Annotated in this window: 17 protein-coding genes; 12 read left to right on the top strand and 5 right to left on the bottom strand. The window is 43.0% G+C overall.

Features of this window, described 5'->3' with window-relative positions; genetic code table 11:
• The first annotated feature begins 132 nt into the window (after positions 1-132).
• From apbC to MP3633_RS12320, 4 genes are all read left to right on the top strand, one after another.
• Complete coding sequence (gene apbC, locus MP3633_RS12335; protein WP_176335769.1) at positions 133-1,203, top strand: iron-sulfur cluster carrier protein ApbC; 1,071 nt, start codon at positions 133-135, stop codon at positions 1,201-1,203.
• A 9-nt stretch (positions 1,204-1,212) separates the two neighbouring features.
• Positions 1,213-1,800: a dCTP deaminase gene (dcd, locus tag MP3633_RS12330; RefSeq protein WP_176335768.1), complete on the top strand. Its 588-nt coding sequence runs from the start codon at positions 1,213-1,215 to the stop codon at positions 1,798-1,800.
• Between the two features lie 693 nt (positions 1,801-2,493).
• Complete coding sequence (locus MP3633_RS12325; RefSeq protein WP_176335767.1) at positions 2,494-3,255, top strand: hypothetical protein; 762 nt, start codon at positions 2,494-2,496, stop codon at positions 3,253-3,255.
• A 563-nt stretch (positions 3,256-3,818) separates the two neighbouring features.
• Positions 3,819-4,346, top strand: a complete 528-nt coding sequence (locus tag MP3633_RS12320) for an NUDIX hydrolase (RefSeq protein ID WP_176335766.1) — start codon at positions 3,819-3,821, stop codon at positions 4,344-4,346.
• A gap of 96 nt (positions 4,347-4,442) precedes the next feature.
• On the opposite strand, the gene MP3633_RS12315 is transcribed toward MP3633_RS12320, so the two are convergent.
• The 3 genes from MP3633_RS12315 to MP3633_RS12305 all read right to left on the bottom strand — a co-directional run bounded on the left by MP3633_RS12315 (position 4,443) and on the right by MP3633_RS12305 (position 8,756).
• The gene (locus tag MP3633_RS12315) at positions 4,443-6,503 is read right to left on the bottom strand and encodes an ABC transporter permease (RefSeq protein WP_176335765.1); all 2,061 of its coding nucleotides are present in this window, start codon (positions 6,501-6,503) and stop codon (positions 4,443-4,445) included.
• Positions 6,503-7,573, bottom strand: a complete 1,071-nt coding sequence (locus MP3633_RS12310) for a quaternary amine ABC transporter ATP-binding protein (RefSeq protein ID WP_176335764.1) — start codon at positions 7,571-7,573, stop codon at positions 6,503-6,505. Before MP3633_RS12310 ends, MP3633_RS12315 begins: the two co-directional genes overlap by 1 nt.
• Before the next feature lie 253 nt (positions 7,574-7,826).
• Complete coding sequence (locus tag MP3633_RS12305; RefSeq protein WP_112137789.1) at positions 7,827-8,756, bottom strand: ABC transporter substrate-binding protein; 930 nt, start codon at positions 8,754-8,756, stop codon at positions 7,827-7,829.
• Between the two features lie 183 nt (positions 8,757-8,939).
• Here MP3633_RS12305 and MP3633_RS12300 point away from each other — a divergent pair, with 183 nt between their 5' ends.
• The 4 genes from MP3633_RS12300 to MP3633_RS12285 all read left to right on the top strand — a co-directional run bounded on the left by MP3633_RS12300 (position 8,940) and on the right by MP3633_RS12285 (position 12,169).
• Positions 8,940-9,245 (top strand): hypothetical protein, encoded by a 306-nt coding sequence (locus MP3633_RS12300; RefSeq protein ID WP_176335763.1) that lies wholly within the window; start codon positions 8,940-8,942, stop codon positions 9,243-9,245.
• A gap of 340 nt (positions 9,246-9,585) precedes the next feature.
• On the top strand, positions 9,586-9,882 hold the full coding sequence (locus MP3633_RS12295) for a DUF1294 domain-containing protein (RefSeq protein ID WP_244959624.1): 297 nt from the start codon (positions 9,586-9,588) through the stop codon (positions 9,880-9,882).
• A gap of 133 nt (positions 9,883-10,015) precedes the next feature.
• Complete coding sequence (locus MP3633_RS12290) at positions 10,016-10,897, top strand: diguanylate cyclase domain-containing protein (protein ID WP_176335762.1); 882 nt, start codon at positions 10,016-10,018, stop codon at positions 10,895-10,897.
• A gap of 273 nt (positions 10,898-11,170) precedes the next feature.
• Positions 11,171-12,169 carry a branched-chain amino acid aminotransferase gene (locus tag MP3633_RS12285; protein WP_176335761.1) on the top strand — a complete coding sequence of 333 codons (999 nt, stop codon included), beginning with the start codon at positions 11,171-11,173 and terminating at the stop codon, positions 12,167-12,169.
• A 97-nt stretch (positions 12,170-12,266) separates the two neighbouring features.
• Here MP3633_RS12285 and MP3633_RS12280 read toward each other — a convergent pair whose 3' ends face one another.
• Complete coding sequence (locus MP3633_RS12280; RefSeq protein ID WP_176335760.1) at positions 12,267-12,815, bottom strand: hypothetical protein; 549 nt, start codon at positions 12,813-12,815, stop codon at positions 12,267-12,269.
• A 229-nt stretch (positions 12,816-13,044) separates the two neighbouring features.
• On the opposite strand from MP3633_RS12280, the gene MP3633_RS12275 reads away from it, so the two are divergent.
• Positions 13,045-13,323, top strand: coding sequence for a hypothetical protein (locus tag MP3633_RS12275; RefSeq protein ID WP_112137799.1), 279 nt, complete (start codon positions 13,045-13,047; stop codon positions 13,321-13,323).
• A gap of 84 nt (positions 13,324-13,407) precedes the next feature.
• Here the strand turns inward: MP3633_RS12275 and MP3633_RS12270 are convergent, their stop codons facing one another.
• Complete coding sequence (locus tag MP3633_RS12270) at positions 13,408-13,914, bottom strand: CpxP family protein (RefSeq protein WP_176335759.1); 507 nt, start codon at positions 13,912-13,914, stop codon at positions 13,408-13,410.
• A 198-nt stretch (positions 13,915-14,112) separates the two neighbouring features.
• On the opposite strand from MP3633_RS12270, the gene MP3633_RS12265 reads away from it, so the two are divergent.
• The 3 genes from MP3633_RS12265 (at position 14,113) to MP3633_RS12255 (ending at position 16,682) form a co-directional block, all read left to right on the top strand.
• A complete protein-coding gene (locus MP3633_RS12265; protein ID WP_112137803.1) occupies positions 14,113-14,799 on the top strand; it encodes a response regulator in 687 nt (228 codons plus the stop codon).
• Complete coding sequence (gene cpxA, locus MP3633_RS12260; RefSeq protein ID WP_176335758.1) at positions 14,799-16,187, top strand: envelope stress sensor histidine kinase CpxA; 1,389 nt, start codon at positions 14,799-14,801, stop codon at positions 16,185-16,187. The genes MP3633_RS12265 and cpxA overlap by 1 nt, the downstream gene beginning before the upstream one ends.
• 279 nt (positions 16,188-16,466) lie before the next feature.
• Entirely contained in the window at positions 16,467-16,682 is a 216-nt protein-coding gene (locus MP3633_RS12255) for a hypothetical protein (RefSeq protein WP_112137806.1), read from the top strand.
• Positions 16,683-16,688 lie beyond the last annotated feature (6 nt).

Raw genomic sequence — 16,688 nt, 5'->3', positions numbered from 1 at the left:
AGTATGTAGAGTGCGTAATTATAAGACCCAGCCACAAGTGTGCAAGGGTTAGGCTTGCTTTTCCGCAATTTGCCCCCACACTTGGCACATAATATAAAATTATTCTTATCACGGCCTCACTAGGAGCACCGAATGCAAACTGACGCCCAACTACAGGCAACATTAGAAACGCTGATCGATGATAACTGCGGTCAACCTTATGGTGCTGTTTGGACTCTAATCAGTGACGAAAAGCGTCTGCACATTACATTGAGCTTGGGTTACCCCGCTCATAAAGAGCAAGCGTCTCTTGAAGCCCGCATTAAAAGTCAACTAAGTGAAAGCCGAGACGTGGTGCTAGACATTGAACACAAGATCGAAAGTCACGCGACGCAAGGCAATATTGCAGGATTAAAAGGTGTGAAGAACATCATCGCGGTTGCCTCTGGCAAAGGCGGTGTGGGCAAATCGACCACCACCGTCAACCTTGCTTTGGCCATGGCAAAAGAGGGTGCTCGCGTGGGGATACTCGACGCTGACATTTACGGGCCAAGCCAAGGCATGATGATGGGCTTTGCCGAAGGCACTCGCCCGCAGGTTCGCGAAGACAAATTCTTCACGCCCCCAATGGCCTATGGCGTTCAAGTGATGTCGATGGCCTTTCTAACCACCAAAGACACCCCAGTTGCTTGGCGTGGCCCAATGGTAACCGGCGCCTTGATGCAAATTTTGACGCAAACCGATTGGGATGATTTGGATTATTTGTTCATCGACATGCCACCGGGTACGGGCGACATTCAGCTTACCTTGGCGCAAAAAGTGCCAGTAGCGGGTTCAGTTATTGTTACTACGCCACAAGATATTGCCTTGCTTGATGCGCGTCGTGGCATTGAAATGTTCAATAAAGTGAAGATCCCTGTGTTGGGCGTGGTCGAAAACATGTCGACGCATATTTGTTCGAACTGTGGGCATCACGAAGCTATCTTTGGCGATGAAGGCGGCGCCAGCCTTGCCAAAGAATATAACGTCAATGTGTTGGGTAAACTGCCATTAAGCTTAGCGATCCGCGAGCAAAGTGATGCAGGTAAACCCATTGTAGTGAGCGCGCCAGAAAGTGACACCGCCGCTATTTATCAGTCGATTGCGCGCAAGCTTGGTGCTACCCTTGCATCCAATCAAAACGATCAATTCACCATGCCGACCATTGGCATGAGTGACGACTAAGGAAAAATAATGCGTTTGTGTGACCGAGATATTATAAAAGCCCTAGACGAGGGTTCTATCGTAATTGAACCTCGCCCTGATAACAGCGTGATCAGCGGTGTGTCTGTTGACTTGCGATTAGGGAATTCGTTTCGCGTCTTTCAAGGTCACCCAGCGCCGTATCTTGATTTAAGCAGCTCTAAAGCCGACTTAAGCAAAGTGATTGAATCCGTGATGAGCGAAGAAATTATCGTCGACGACGGCAAGCCATTCTTCATCCATCCGGGCGAATTAGTGCTCGGCGTGACAAAAGAGTCCGTCACCTTGCCTGATTACCTCGTCGGCTGGCTCGACGGCCGTTCTTCTTTAGCGCGCCTTGGTTTAATGGTTCATGTAACGGCACATCGCATTGACCCCGGTTGGAGCGGCGGCATCGTCTTAGAATTCCTCAACGGCGGCAAACTGCCCATCGCCCTAAGTCCAGGTATGACCATCGGCGCGATTAACTTCGAAACCATGTCAGGCTCCGCGGATCGTCCTTACAACAAACGTGATAACGCGAAATACAAAAACCAAACCACAGCGGTGGGGAGCCGGATTTCCGGCGATAAATCCTAGATCTTTTTAAGATCGACAAGAAAGAGGCTTCGGCCTCTTTTTTGTGCCTAAGTTTTTCTCCTTTCTTCAAGAGGAAGACGGAAGATGGGGTTGTTCTTTGTTCCCTCCCCTTATGTCTTCCAAGGGGAAGGTTAGGATGGGGTTGCTCTCTTATCGAGCCTTCGCCCAAACGTCTCATTCATGTTGTTTAATACTGGTTTAGCAAGACGATTTTTATCGTAAGGCATAGATTGGTTTTTCTGTTCAAGAAAGTCTTTCCGTTAATGACCCTGAAACTCCATAAAGTCGCGCAACTTCGTCGCGTCGAACTGACTTTCTCGTAGCTAAGCGTAGGGCGCGATGAGGGAGGTACGACCGTAATCTGCCGGAGAAAGCGAAGCTTTCATGATCTAGGGTCGGTCGTCCTTCAGGGCGACTAAAATGTCTAAAGCGTTTTGTACTGGCAGAAAGTAAAAAAGTCTCTTAGTATCAATGAATAAGAGCATTCAGGGCGGAAATTATTCGCCATGGATAAATGAAATAATACGCACGCTCGTTTTTCCAGTTAAAGAATAGTGTATGGCTTGATAAAGCTATTGTTATTCAATTATTTATCAAGCTTTTGATGCGCTTTTGAGATTGTCTAAATGCGCATGCGCATTAATAAAATGTTATACCACTAAATTTCCACAAAGGAACAAAGGTCATGATTATATGCATATATATCAGTATACAGACTTAAATGCAGTAAAAAACATTTTAAAGACTGGAAGGTTGTGGGCAACTCATTATAAGTATTTAAATGATTATTCTGAAGTTTCGAAAGGTATAGAAATTCTTGTTGATAGTATCTCTGATACAAAAAACTTATCTAACGCAGAAAAAAATGCTTTAAAAAATGAAACTATGAATAGCTTGGATGATTTGGATATATTCGTTTCATCTCTTTGTTTAGCAGGGGACGAGCTAACAATGTGGAGAACATACGGTAATTGCGCAGTGATTTTTAATATGAGTTTAGTTACATTAGCCTTAACCTGTGAAGGTTCATTTAGACAAAACTCCGTTCAATCATGTAGTTACCCTGAAACTTATAAGGATATTAATTTATCAGCGCAATTTGATTCGTTACTATTTTTATATGATGAGTACTATCTAGGTACCCATAAAGATTGGTTTATAAGTTCTTTAGTTTATGAGGCAACATCAATAAAGCATCATGCATTTTATGCCGAACAAGAACACAGATCTGTTATCTCTCTAAATAAAACTGATAATACTCCAGTTCTCTATCGAAAACGGGATGAAATGGATATTCCATATATTGAGATGGTGTTACCTAAATCATGTATTGAAGGTGTTTTTATTGGTCCCGGAAAAGACCAAGATAAATTGGTTTCAGAGATGAACGAATTTCTACAGGAAAACAAAATCGATAATGTGGAAATATATAAATCGCTTACACCATTTATTTGAAAACAGTCTTCAAACAAGTGGTATAACAAATCGCTTCAATTGACAAAAATAACTGTCACGAACTTTGCTTCGCAATTTATAGAGCTAGATATTTTTGCAACTGAGCTCAGCGTTAAAGCCCCTTCGACGCAATCCCGATTGCGCGACTCTATGGAGTTTCAGGATCATTAACGGAAGGACTCTCTCTACCAGCAAGACCAATCTATGCCTTACAATATAATGAGCGTCGGTAAAGCTATTTTACGATGAAAAAAATCAGGCATTAAATATCTTAAAGCGAATTTTTGGTTACTTTTTGGGCGCTAGCAAAAAGTTACACGCCCAGCGGGGCGGAATAAACTTGCAGTTCAAAGTCATTGAGAAGTAACAAATATACTTGAAGTTCCAAAGAACAACCCCATCCTAACCTTCCCCTTGGAAGACAAAAGGGGAAGGGACTAAGCCCTCGCCCAGCGGGGCGGAATAAAGGTCGGTAATCCAAAGCGTTTGAATGGAATCCCTTTAACTACAGCTGCCCAGTCGTTATTATCCAGCCCATCTAAATTCACGAAGTGCCCCAATTTATGCGTTTGTTAAAGTCGTCTATCCATCCAAGTTTAAACTCCCTCGATCAATCTTCTTTTTTACGTCTTGCCGCCCGTGGGATTATTTTAAAAGACGAGGATATTTTGATGCTGTATACCCAGCGTTACGATGATTACACCTTGCCGGGCGGGGGGATTGATGAAGGTGAGAATCAGGTGGAAGGCTTGATCCGCGAGTTAACGGAAGAGACAGGCGCGCAGAATATTCGCAATGTCGAGGCATTCGGTTTGTATGAAGAGTTTCGGCCTTGGTACAAGGACGGTTTTGACGTCATGCAGATGAAGTCTTACTGCTACACCTGTGAGATTGATGAAGAATTAGGTGAGACGAGTCTTGAAGATTATGAAGTCAAAAACGGTATGAAAGCCGTGTGGATTAATGTCCACAATGCAATTAAGCATAATCTAGATACGATCAAGAGTAGTGATAAAAAAGGCATGTCGATCGATCGAGAAACCTTCTTGTTATTATTGATTAGAGATGAGTTATTAGCCGTATCAAAGTAACGTAAATATATTTCAATACAAAAAAGAGGCCACTTCAGTGGGGCCTCTTTTTTTATCTCTTCATTCGTTCTTTACTGTGCAGTTGCCCATCGTTTGCTAAGCGATTCCTAACGCTTTTTTACGTTGCTGCGCCCAAGTATGGATCAGGTGATCTGCTGCCAAGCCAATAAAGGCAACGCATAAGCCAAGCACAATACCTTGCCCCATTCCATTGGCTTGCGACAAAGATTGCATGATAAGCTGACCTAGGTCGTCGGTACCGATAAAGGCGCCGATAATGACCATAAACAAAGAGAAAATGACGGTTTGGTTTATGCCCAATAGAATGTGTGGAAACGCTAGTGGGAGTTCAATATGAAATAACCGCTGCATGCGGTTAACCCCTGACATAGAGCCTGCTTCTTGCAATGATTGAGGGACGTTTCTCAAACCTTCTACTGTGTAACGTGTAGCAGGGATGGTGGCGTATACGATCACGGCGATCAGTACTGACAAATCACTCACACCAAACAGCATGATCACTGGAATTAGGTAGACGAAAGAGGGGAATGTTTGGAAGGTATCACAGATCAATAACATTACTTTAGTGGCTCGCTGGTTTCGTGAGCACAAAACGCCCACAGTGCAACCAATAATCACCGAAATGATGACGGCGAAGGTGACCATATAGGCGGTAATAAGGGCACGATCCCACCATGGCGTTAATGCAATAAAGGCAATGAAGGCGGTCACAATAATGGCTGAGCGCAGGCCACCAATAATGAAGCCTATCCCTGCCACTAGGAACAGGGTTGCCGCAACGGGCATCGCTAGATAAGCCTCTTTCATGGGCATCAAAATTGAGGTAATCATGAAGAAGTTGAAGCTTTGTACGCTCTGGTATGAATTGGTGATGATCCAGTCAACGATGAGGTCCCAAAAGTCTTTGGTAGTGAATCCTTGTGATTCGGCTATGACGTAGAGGTAGTTTGACTTATCAGGGAAAAGCACAGACGCAACATAGGCAATAACAGAAGTGAAGACCAGGATGCCTAAAAAGGCTAATGAGTACTTGTGATGCAAGTGGAATGGCAAGTCAGCAAAGTAGTCGGCTTGCTTGTTGGCCCAAGCGAGGGACAGTTTATCCAAAACCACAGCGATTAATACAATAGACACCCCGAGTTCGAGGGCTTCGCCTATATTAAGCGTGTTTAATGACACCAGTAAGTCGTAACCCAAACCCCTTGCCCCAATAAAAGAGGCAATAACCGCCATCGCCAAACACTGCATGATGACCTGGTTAACCCCAATCAAAATGTCATGGCGTGCGGTAGGAATGAGCACTTTAAACATGAGTTGGCGCGGGCTACAGCCACTCATCATGCCAGCCTCTAAAACCTCTGGAGAGACTTTTTTGAGGCCTAAAATGGTTAAGCGGATCATTGGTGGTGTGGCAAAAATAACCGTTGATATAGCGCCTGCATGATCACCAATGCCAAAAAATACCACCACCGGAATTAAATAAGAAAAGTGAGGCATGGACTGAGCGACGTTTAACAATGGCGCTAAGATGGATTCAAAAGTTTTGCTCTTATAGGCGCAGATGCCTAACACTAACCCCAAAAAAACCGATAAAGGCACAGCCACTAAAACAAACGATAAGGTTTGCATCGCGGGTGTCCATTGACCAAATACTGCAATGTAAATGATGCTGGTGCCGGCTAAAATAGACAGATTACGTCCACCTAGGTAATGGCCAATTAAAAATGCACCGGCTGCAAAGGCTGTCCAGGGTAGTGCAGGGATTCGAGCCCATTCGTTTTCGCTCACAAAGTCCCAGCTAGTAAAGGCGACTACGGTTTTAACGCCACCTAGCAGAAGTTCTCGAATTAAATTAATGCAAAAAAGAACCACCCCAGACAAGGTACGAGTGAACTCTTTCATCATGGTTGATTCTTCGGTGAGATCTAACTCAGCATCGTAAATATCCACGACCCAAAAGTCGTTGATAAGATACTTAAGACTGTCGTTTACAGCGTCAGGTAAAAGCCAAAATAGGTTCTCTTGCAGCCGCCATAGATTGCCACCTGTGGTTGGGTCGATAGCCATGACAAGGGCAAAGAATACCGCTAATAAGGCAATAAACTGGAGCCATTTATGTTGCGTAAAATACTGCATTAGGCTTGGCTCACGGCGGTGTCATTAACGGGTATGTCGTTAGCTTCGCCAAACAAGACCTGTATTATGATTTTACTGTTTAAAACACCCACAATCTCACCTTGCTCATCTGTAACAGCGACGGTTTTTTGCTCGCTTAGCACGCGTTCTGCAATGGTTTCGATAATGGCATTTTGAGAAACTCTGATGTCACTCATGTCTGCATTGGCGTCATATTGTGCCATGACGGTTTTGCATGAGAGAACCCGTGCGCGAGGCACGCCACGAGTAAATTTGGCTATGTATTCCGTGGCTGGGTTGAGTACGATGTTGGCAGGGGTATCAATTTGTTCAATGATACCGTCTTTCATAATGGCGATGCGGTCGGCAAGGCGAAGGGCTTCATCAAAGTCGTGGGTAACGAATAATATAGTTTTATGTAACACACTTTGTAAGCGTAGGAACTCGTCTTGCATTTCCCTACGAATCAAAGGGTCTAGGGCTGAGAATGGTTCATCGAGGAACCAAATGTCAGGTTCAACCGCTAAAGAACGAGCAATGCCTACACGTTGTTGTTGACCACCAGAGAGCTGGCGCGGGAAGCTATTTTCGCAACCTGTTAGTTCTACTAAATTTACCATGGTCATGGCTCGCTCCATGCTGTCCTTGGTACTAATGCCTTTTACTTGTAATGGCAATGCAATGTTTTCTAGCACTGTCTTGTGAGGTAAGAGGGCAAAACTTTGGAATACCATGCCCATTTTGTTACGACGAATATTGATGAGTTCTTTTTCATTCATTGCAAGCAGGTCTTCGCCATCAATAAAAATATCGCCCGCCGTGGTCTCGATTAGCCGTGAAATACAGCGCAAAAGGGTTGATTTCCCAGAGCCTGATAAACCCATTACAACAAGCATTTCACCTTTGTGAACTTCAAAAGAGGCATTGTTAACGCCAATGACACAGCCTGCTTCAAGTAAGGATTCGGCATCTACTTTTCCGCCCGACTTTTTCAAAACTTTCCCAGCGTTTTCGCCAAAAATCTTATAGACAGACTCGCACTTAATAACGGGCTGAACGGTTGTTGACATAATTAAATCTCTATAAAAAAGGAGGTGCTAAAACGAGGTGTTTGTTGGCACTGTATTAATGGGGCTGTCGGACTGACAAGCGCAATACATTAGATTGCGTTATTAATTGTCTACTCTATTGTCACTCACAAAAACACACCCAATAAATAGAGACCTTGGCTAAAGATAGCATCAAGGCCTCTGTTTTTTTTGTGTTGAATATCGCACTAAAGACCTAACCTGAATGCAGTGCATTCAGGTTAGGTAGTTTGCCTTATAGCCAGCTTTTCCAAGTGGCTTCGTTGTCAGCCAGCCATTTGGTAGCGGCTTCTTCATGGCTTAAACCATCGATGTCGACCAATGCCGCCATGTTGCCGATATCTGTTTTAGTGAATGAAACGTTATTAAAAATCTTGTAAGCGGTTGGCCATTTTTTAGGCATTTGATAATGAGCGGCCTTCTTCAACCAGCCTGCTGGTGGAGAGCCACACTTGCCATCACCGCCATCTGCTTTCTTACAGCCATCCGTATACGCTGGGAATTCAACGAAACTGCCACCATCACCGGCATCGGTGAAGTTAGGTGACCAGTTAAATACCACGACGGCGCGATTATCTTTAGCCGCAGACTCTAGCTCAGCCCAAAGTGCACCAGAAGACCCGGCAAACTTAGCAGTAAAGTTCATATCAAGTGCTTCGATACGATCTAGTGTTTCTTGGCCATGCCAGTCCATAGGGCCATCAAGATAGCGACCTTTTCCGCCACTACCGGCTGTGGCAAACAGTTCAGCACAATCGTTTAGTGCTTTCCAAGAGGGTAGACCTGGGCACAGATCGCCCACATAGGCTGGGTACCACCACTCTTCTTGAGTCGCAGCAGCGTGCTTGCCTACATCAATGATGCCACCAGCGTCTAACGCGTTGTTGAATGATTTACCGAAAGTAGACTGCCATACTTCGTGAGAAATGGTGACGTCACCGTTACGAATTGATTCATAAACCGCTTGGCTATCAGCAGGAACATAAGAAACATTATCGCCAACGCTTTCAAAAATACCGCCAATAACGTACGCCATCGTGATTTGGCTGGTCCAGTTATGGGTAGGAATTACAATAGGTTCTTTTGAGTCTGCTTGGACAAAAGAGGAGCCAAGCACTAGTGAGCTAACTGCAGCAGCTGACGCTAGTTTGTTCAAAAAATTCATTTATATCTCCAGGTAATATTGTTATCGGTAGTGAGTCATTACTATCTATGATGATAGAAAAAGTACCGTATCGTTTGATTAGCTCTAACTTATACTTGAGCTAAAAGTAGACGTAGTAATGATGTTGTAGGCGCTGCTTCAAGGTTACGTAATTGGAGCAGACCGCGCGGGTAGGTGCCATGAATGACCATTTTAATTGTCATTAATAAACCGATGTTTATAGGCGTTACGCCACACGTAAGGCTAGCTTCGTCACAACAACGATTAAACGCGAAAAAAGTGCAGCTCATACCAGTAACGGTCGAAAAAGCAAATTTTAAAGATGTGCACCAAGGTCAGATCTATGATGTGGTGCAACGTGATGAAGACTATTACGGCCGATGGGACAGTAAGTCTAAGATGGGCGGGCCACCGATTGAACGCGAGATTTCGAGAATGCGCCTGAAGACAGCGCTCGAACTGGTCAAGCAGAAGAAAAATACTTGTTAACTCGTATGCCAGAAGCGACACGATAACACAATTAAGTACTAATTGTTTTCGTAACCATTACAAAAGCGGTTTGTGTAACATACGAGCGATGCGAAATTTAAGGTGCTAACCATCCTTTAAGCCCTGTCATAGCAAGGCTTTCAACAGCACTTAGTGTGAGGTCGATGAAACATCATTCTATTTTTCGTTTGCCCCAAAACTATACGATGATAGCACCGGCTGAAATACTTTTAGCACTATTTTGAACGGGGTTGAGTAAGCGGATTATGGACTTCACAGACTGTTCTTAGACAGCATGTTAATATGATGTCCATCGATCCTCAGTTTAAGAGTAAATATTGTGGTAATTGGTTACCTTGTTTTATTTGCTAACTATGGCTTATTAAGCCTAATCACCTTCTGTCTCTACGGGTTGGACAAGTCCGCGGCAAGACGAGGGCGTTGGCGAGTTCAGGAGTCGACGCTGCATTTTTTGTCCTTATTTGGTGGTTGGCCGGGTGCAATGCTGGGTCAAAAAGTGTTTCGCCATAAGACGAGAAAACGGTATTTTCAGGTTATGTTTTGGCTGACTGTGTTATTAAATGCCATCGTGTTGGGTGGCGCTGCTTATTTTTTCAATCATCTTCATGTTGGCTAATCTTGCTATCAGGCGTAACTTCCATAAAAATTTTATCTGAGCTAAACCGATATTTACCTCTTATTCGACGGCACTTGGCTTAGTTTTCTTCTACAATAGATGAACAGCACTGAATTTTTAGGTACACAATTTTATGAAAAACAATGAGCTAGCGATAGATCTAGCTGATGTCATGGAGCTGATGTTAGATGCGGTTTGTGTCGTGGATCGACTTGGGTATTTTGTCTTTGTAAGCGCTGCGTTTGAAACCATGTTTGGCTATGAGCCAAGTGAAGTGATTGGTAAGCAGATGTTGAATTTTGTGTATGCAGACGATAAGCAAAAAACGTTAGGCACAGTAAATACTATTATTGCGGGTCAAATACAGCCTCGTTTCGAAAATCGCTGGGTGCGCAAGGATGGCGAGGTCGTTAATGTACTTTGGTCAGCACGCTGGTCGGAAAAACATCAATTAAGAATTGCCGTCGCACACGACATTACCGAGCGTAAGCGTATGGAGGAGTTGCTACTTTATGCGGCTGGCCATGACGATTTGACTCACTTACCAAACCGCACCTTACTTCTAGATCGTTTGCAGACGGCGTTAACGTTAGCAGAACGTGAGAAAGAGGGTCTTTCTGTTTTGTTTATTGATATTGACGGTTTTAAAGGCATTAATGATGGCTATGGTCATGCTGCTGGTGACAAGCTTTTACAGAGCATTGCTGCAAGGCTTACTGCTTGTATTCGTAAATCAGATACCGTTGGGCGCTTGGGCGGAGATGAGTTTTTAGTTGTCTTAAATAAGACAAATACGGCGGAAAGCGTGTCTATTGTTGCCGAAAAGATCTGCGCTGAATTGGCAAAAGTTTTTATGATTGATGGTTCATCATTTCAAATATTTTCTAGTATTGGAATTGCGTGCTATCCAGAAAATGGTAAAGAGCCATTGGAATTGGTGCAGACTGCCGATCATGCTATGTACAAAGCTAAACATAATGGCGGTGATAAGGTTGTTTTTGCAACTCACCGGTAACTTCATCTCTTAAGTTATTGAGCCCTTCTTGCTAAGTAAGATAGTATCTTCTTTCGTATCATCACTTTTTTGTTGGTCTATTTTTCAGTGCGTATTAAGAAAATTACTGTAAATACACAGGCTGTTTGATCTGTGGTTTACGATTTGCTTTCTTCAAGCGGGTTTCCGTTTTACTATTGGGTAATTGGACGACAAGCGAAATTTAGAGTCCAGATAATACCAGTGCTGAGAATTGGTGTTACTTGTGATCATTTAACTATATAGGAAATAATAATGGCGGCTTTTGGTAGCGTGTTTATGCCTAAGATGGCATTGGCAACATTCGAAAATAACAAATGGAGTGAAGCAAGTGTTGTCGCATCGGACAGCATTCAGTTGCATCCGGGTGCTCACGTCTTACATTATTCAAGCACTTGCTTTGAAGGTTTGAAAGCGTTCCGTCATGCGGATGGCAGTGTGCATGTGTTTCGTATGGACCAAAATATTAAGCGCTTAGCTCAAAGTAGCCGATTATTGTCTCTACCGACGATTGATGAAGAAAAAGTATCAAAAATGATTGTCGATGTTGTTGCTGAATTTGCCAGTGAGGTGCCTGAGCCACCAGGGTCTTTGTATATTCGTCCGACTCATATCGGTACAGAAGCGGCCGTTGGTAAAGCTGCTGCACCAACCGCCACGTCAATGTTGTATGTGTTGTTGTCTCCAGTAGGGGATTATTTTACTGGCGGTGCGAAAGCCTTGCGTCTTCTATTGGATGAAACCGGTATGCGGTGTGCGCCTCATATGGGCATGGTTAAAAGTGGCGGTAATTACGCCAGTGCGTTGGGGCCAATTACAAAAGCAAAAAAAGAGGTTCAAGCGGATCAAATTTTGTTTTGTCCACATGGTGATGTGCAAGAAACTGGCGCGGCTAATTTCTTGTTAATTGATGGCAACGAAATTATCACCAAAGGTTTGGATACTTCTTTCCTACACGGTGTGACGCGTTCTTCTATTTTGACGCTTGCTGCAGATTTGGGTATGACGGTCACTGAACGTGACTTAACGGTAGCTGAATTGCTAGAGCGTGCTGCTAAGCCAGCAGTGGAAGCGGTATTGTCTGGTACAGCTGCGGTATTAACGTCAGTTGGTACTTTCATTCATAATGATAAAGAATACCAAGTGGGTTCTGGAGAGCCTGGTCCAATCGCACAAAGATTACGCCAAGCACTGAATGACATTCAGTGGGGAAAAACAGAAGACAAGCACAATTGGCTGACAAAAGTGTGCTAAGTACTTATCCGTAAGAGAGTAAAAAAAGGGCTGAAGTTGAAAACTTCAGCCCTTTTTTGTAAACCAATAATACACAATGCAATCTTGTGTTGGTTGTTTAAAGTGCCAGTCTTAGCGAAGCAAACATAGCGTTTTGATCATTACCGTTAAATTCTGCAATGTCATAGTTTGCGCCGATGGAGAAGTTTTTTGTCACGTAATAACGTAGTGCTACAGCAAAACTGCTGTCCGTTTCTGTATAAACATCGTCGTATTTGACTTTTCCTTCAATCTCTAAACGATCCGCTAGCGAACTACGTAGGCCTGCAGTAAATCGATAGCCTGTTTCATCATTGTTGTTGCCCCAATCTGCTTGAACGAACTGTAATGTTCCGAACAAACTAGACGCTCTTCCCACTGGTGTATAAACGCCTGCGCCAATAGCGGTCACATCAAGGTTGCCGTATTCTGTTGATTCAGCTGCAATAAAAGCACCGTTTGATAATTCAAATGCACCTGAAAGAAATGAAAAATCATCAGATGAAGTTGAGTTATCTGGGTCTATTGTCCCAAATCCATAGTCGATATAGGTAAATGTTGCAGCTTGAGCGCTGAACGAGAAGGCGCATGCAGTTGCCGCTAAGCTAGCCAGTAATATGTTTTTCATCTTCTTCTCCGTTAATTCGATAAATGGAAATGGACAGCAAATTTTTTGTTAAGCATTTGCTTCTTTCCCTCAAGATAGCGGCTTGGATTGCCTAAAGTTTAATGAAACTTGGTAATTATTTTTATTGGAATCCTTATTTATTTTTAACTTGATGATATAAAAGGTATTCTAGAAAAAGTGTCGAGATTAAATGCGTATTCGACTTTGCAAATAAATGAAGAAGGTATTTATGAAAGAGACAATGAGAAAACTCTGTTCGCCACTATTGGGGATGTTTGAGTCTGGTGATGGCGAATTCGAATACAAAAAATCCTATCGGACGATATTGCTTGTATTGGGGGTGTTATGTCTGGTTATCTCATCGATCTCTTTGACCGTGACAATTATGACTGGTGAATTTGCCGGCATCATACCCATTATGTTGTTTTTATTGACTGGTTTAGTGTGCGAAATAGTCGGTTTATTGGGTAATGACAGAGCCGTTGCCAGAATTTGGAAACGGAGCTGATGATTGCAAAGCTTGATAACAAAGAAAAAAGGCGACCAGTGGCCACCTTTTGTTAAGCATATTGTTGCCATATACGAGCGTCGATTATTTCCGATCTTTTCCTTTATGACGTGGCATGTCGTCACCGCACTCTTCTAAATGTTCTTTTTGCAATTCGACGAACTGTTCTTTTTGTTCAGGGGTTAGAATACTGAACATTTTGTGTTGTTTGCTAAGCATCTGTACTTGGCGCTCAACTTGCTTATTGGATTTTTCTTGAGCAATTGCAGTTGCTTTAGCAGGATCAAACTTATCAGCAAGCAATAAATCATTTAATTTTTCAGCGCGATCTTCTCTCAATTCTCCGCGTTGCTCTGGTTCGCCTTTAAATCTTTCTTTCATCTCTTCTTTATTTGCTTGTCGAAGCGTTTTAAATTGTTCTTTTTGGCTGTCTGTTAGATTCAGTTCTTTCATCATGCCGCGGTCTAGGCCTGGGCGACACTCTTCTTGGCGGTCTTGGTGATGTTTGCCGCCAAAAGCAAAAACACCTGTTGCGCTCAATGCTAACGGTAAAGCGATGGATGCTATAATCAGTTTTTTTGACATTTTCATACTACTTTCCTTCTATACTATTTAAGGGGGATATTGATAAACACTGCGTTCTCAGCGCGTATGAGTAGAATAGAGATAGTTAAGTAAAGTGGCGTATTGCCAAGGTAAAGTATCGTAAAGGGCACATTGTTGTTCTCATTTATACGTAAAATAAGAGTCATTGTTCTGTTTGTCTAAACTGCTTTTTAGGAATTGTTGATGCCACATATTTTAATAATCGATGATGATGTTGAATTGAGTGATCTACTTAAAGAAGTTTTATCGTTTGAGAATTGCGTTGTTTCTTCTGCGTATGATGGTTTGTCTGGTCTAGAAGCAATGGATGACAGTGTGGATCTGGTGTTACTGGATGTGATGATGCCTAAACTGAATGGCTTTGAGACGTTAAAGCAGCTGCGTGAGAAATGGGACGTGCCTGTTTTAATGCTGACAGCAAAAGGGGAGGAGATAGATCGTGTGGTGGGTCTTGAACTGGGTGCCGATGACTACTTGCCAAAGCCTTTTAGCGAGCGTGAACTGTTGGCCAGAATTCGCGCCATTCTGCGAAGAACACAAGGTATCAAAGGTAATCAACAAAACGACTTTGTGGTTTATCGCGATATCAAGCTTTATCCTGGCCGACTAGAGGCCTATTGCAATGGTGATTTATTGGATTTGACCAGTACAGAGTTCGCGCTACTGCACTACTTTTTACTTCATCCAGGTTGTGTATTAACAAAAGAAGTATTAAGCCTTGATGTGTTAGGTAAGCGGTTAGCGACTTTTGATCGAGCGGTTGATATGCATGTGTCTAATCTCCGTAAAAAATTGCCAGATTGGCCCAATGGCAAGCCTCGAATTAAAACCTTACGTGGACGTGGTTATTTGCTGGTGGAAGGCGACTGATGCGCTTACCAAATATCACCAGTTTGTATGGCCGTATCTTTGCTATTTTTTGGTTTACCATGTTTTTAGTGATCATGGCGGTATTGACGTTACCACACCTTGATCCTCGTAAAACCAAAGATATTTCACCCGCTCATTATGAGCGAATGCTTCAAATCAGAGACAACGTAGAACAGGCTTTTTCTTCCGCTGAGAATATTGGTCCTGTTTTAGAGAGTTTAGATGAAAGACCGCGCCGAGGCTCAGGCGATAATAAACTGCGAGTCTACATTACAGATCTGGAGGGTAATATTCAGACCTCAAATCACCGGCATGATTTTATTTTGAAGTCATTGCGCAATTTTGTAACGAGCATTGATGATTCTTTGCACCCTCAGCAGAGGTTATACGGTAAAGCTATGTTATCTGGTCCAGTGCCCATTCGTCTGGCTAAACAAGATTATTTTCTTTACATCATGACAAAATGGGATCGACCGCCGCCCTTTTTATTGCAATTGTTTGATCATCCATTTCGATTGTTGTTGGCTGTGATGTTCGTAAGTACCCCTTTATTGCTTTGGTTAGCTTGGGCGTTAAGTCAGCCTGCTCGTCGTTTAGAGTTGGCTGCTCAGCGTGTCGCGCAAGGCGTGTTTGAAATAGACCCAGAGCTTGAGAAAGGCACGTCAGAGTTTCGCCAAGCCGGAAAAAGCTTTAATCAAATGGTGGAAGCCGTAAATTTGATGATTTCTAGACAGCAGCGTCTTTTATCGGATATTTCCCATGAACTGCGTTCTCCATTAACTCGCTTGAGAATGGCCCAAGCTTTGGCAAAAAGAAAGCAGGGAGAAAGTGCAGATCTAACGCGAATTGATATTGAGGCCCAACGGCTTGAGCAGATGATTGGTAAGTTACTTGAACTGTCCAGTATGCAAGTGGACAGTCATTTGAATAGGGAGGTTCAATCTCTTTCAAGCATTTGCGAGGCGCTGTTGGCGGACAGTCAATTTGAAGCTGAACAGGTAGGCAAAACATTACTTGTGTCAGAGGTGCCTGATCGATTGCTTAACTGCCATCCTCAGCTATTGATGAGTGCTTTAGAAAATATTATTCGTAATGCAATTCATTATGGAAAAGATCAGATACAGGTCGTTTTAGAGGCTCACTCAAATACGTTATGCATTCGTGTCGAAGACAACGGCGATGGTGTGCCAGAGGAGGAATTGGACTCTATATTTCGACCTTTCTACCGCGTTTCTACAGCCCGTGATCGACACAGTGGCGGTACAGGATTGGGTTTAGCGATAGCTGAGCATGCTGTGCGTCAGCATAATGGGACGCTTCGAGCGGCTCGTAGTGCCTTGGGTGGATTGTTGGTGGAAGTGACAATACCCTTGCTAAGCGAGGAATAATCTGACCAATTCTTAACGTTTAGAAAAACTTTAGTAGACAAATTGATTAATTCAGCACATATTAGAACTTCACTGTTTTTATTATAAATTCAGTTCATCGCATTACCCCAAAAGTACTGAGTTATGTTGAGGTTTTTTACCTCAGCCCACCGTGTCTTTTCCATACTTTATTTGAATAATATGTTTGCTAACGCGTATTAGGTCTATCTATTTAGACTCGTCTTAGAAACAAGAAAGGGGAAAACCTTGTCGTTTTTCTCTAATAATCATAGGAGATATATGATTAATACTGCTAAAGAGTTCGTACTTCAACGGATTTGCGCTTTTGCAAGTCAGGCGTTTGACCCTAATTCAGACTCACAAGTTGTTGGTGTGTTAAAAAGTAAGTTTAATATACGTTTACCACAAAGACGTTCTATCAATGAGTCTCTTTCCTCTACGGTTAGCGACCATGAAATCATTGCTTTGATTTTGAAATATCGCGCTATGGCTTAGTTATGA

It is taken from the genome of Marinomonas primoryensis (assembly GCF_013372285.1).
Taxonomy (GTDB): Bacteria; Pseudomonadota; Gammaproteobacteria; order Pseudomonadales; family Marinomonadaceae; genus Marinomonas; species Marinomonas primoryensis.
Note: the sequence above shows the minus strand (reverse complement) of the source record. Positions and strands in the feature narration are given on the sequence as shown.

Excerpts from the sequence above, each read along its gene's own strand:
- MP3633_RS12300 (WP_176335763.1), top strand. The coding sequence starts at position 8,940 with ATGACCATTTTAATTGTCATTAATAAACCGATGTTTATAGGCGTTACG.
- MP3633_RS12280 (WP_176335760.1), bottom strand. The coding sequence starts at position 12,815 with ATGAAAAACATATTACTGGCTAGCTTAGCGGCAACTGCATGCGCCTTC.
- MP3633_RS12265 (WP_112137803.1), top strand. The coding sequence starts at position 14,113 with ATGCCACATATTTTAATAATCGATGATGATGTTGAATTGAGTGATCTA.
- cpxA (WP_176335758.1), top strand. The coding sequence starts at position 14,799 with ATGCGCTTACCAAATATCACCAGTTTGTATGGCCGTATCTTTGCTATT.
- MP3633_RS12270 (WP_176335759.1), bottom strand. The coding sequence starts at position 13,914 with ATGAAAATGTCAAAAAAACTGATTATAGCATCCATCGCTTTACCGTTA.
- MP3633_RS12320 (WP_176335766.1), top strand. The coding sequence starts at position 3,819 with ATGCGTTTGTTAAAGTCGTCTATCCATCCAAGTTTAAACTCCCTCGAT.
- apbC (WP_176335769.1), top strand. The coding sequence starts at position 133 with ATGCAAACTGACGCCCAACTACAGGCAACATTAGAAACGCTGATCGAT.
- MP3633_RS12275 (WP_112137799.1), top strand. The coding sequence starts at position 13,045 with ATGAAAGAGACAATGAGAAAACTCTGTTCGCCACTATTGGGGATGTTT.
- MP3633_RS12305 (WP_112137789.1), bottom strand. The coding sequence starts at position 8,756 with ATGAATTTTTTGAACAAACTAGCGTCAGCTGCTGCAGTTAGCTCACTA.
- MP3633_RS12325 (WP_176335767.1), top strand. The coding sequence starts at position 2,494 with ATGCATATATATCAGTATACAGACTTAAATGCAGTAAAAAACATTTTA.
- MP3633_RS12290 (WP_176335762.1), top strand. The coding sequence starts at position 10,016 with ATGAAAAACAATGAGCTAGCGATAGATCTAGCTGATGTCATGGAGCTG.
- dcd (WP_176335768.1), top strand. The coding sequence starts at position 1,213 with ATGCGTTTGTGTGACCGAGATATTATAAAAGCCCTAGACGAGGGTTCT.
- MP3633_RS12285 (WP_176335761.1), top strand. The coding sequence starts at position 11,171 with ATGGCGGCTTTTGGTAGCGTGTTTATGCCTAAGATGGCATTGGCAACA.
- MP3633_RS12315 (WP_176335765.1), bottom strand. The coding sequence starts at position 6,503 with ATGCAGTATTTTACGCAACATAAATGGCTCCAGTTTATTGCCTTATTA.
- MP3633_RS12255 (WP_112137806.1), top strand. The coding sequence starts at position 16,467 with ATGATTAATACTGCTAAAGAGTTCGTACTTCAACGGATTTGCGCTTTT.
- MP3633_RS12310 (WP_176335764.1), bottom strand. The coding sequence starts at position 7,573 with ATGTCAACAACCGTTCAGCCCGTTATTAAGTGCGAGTCTGTCTATAAG.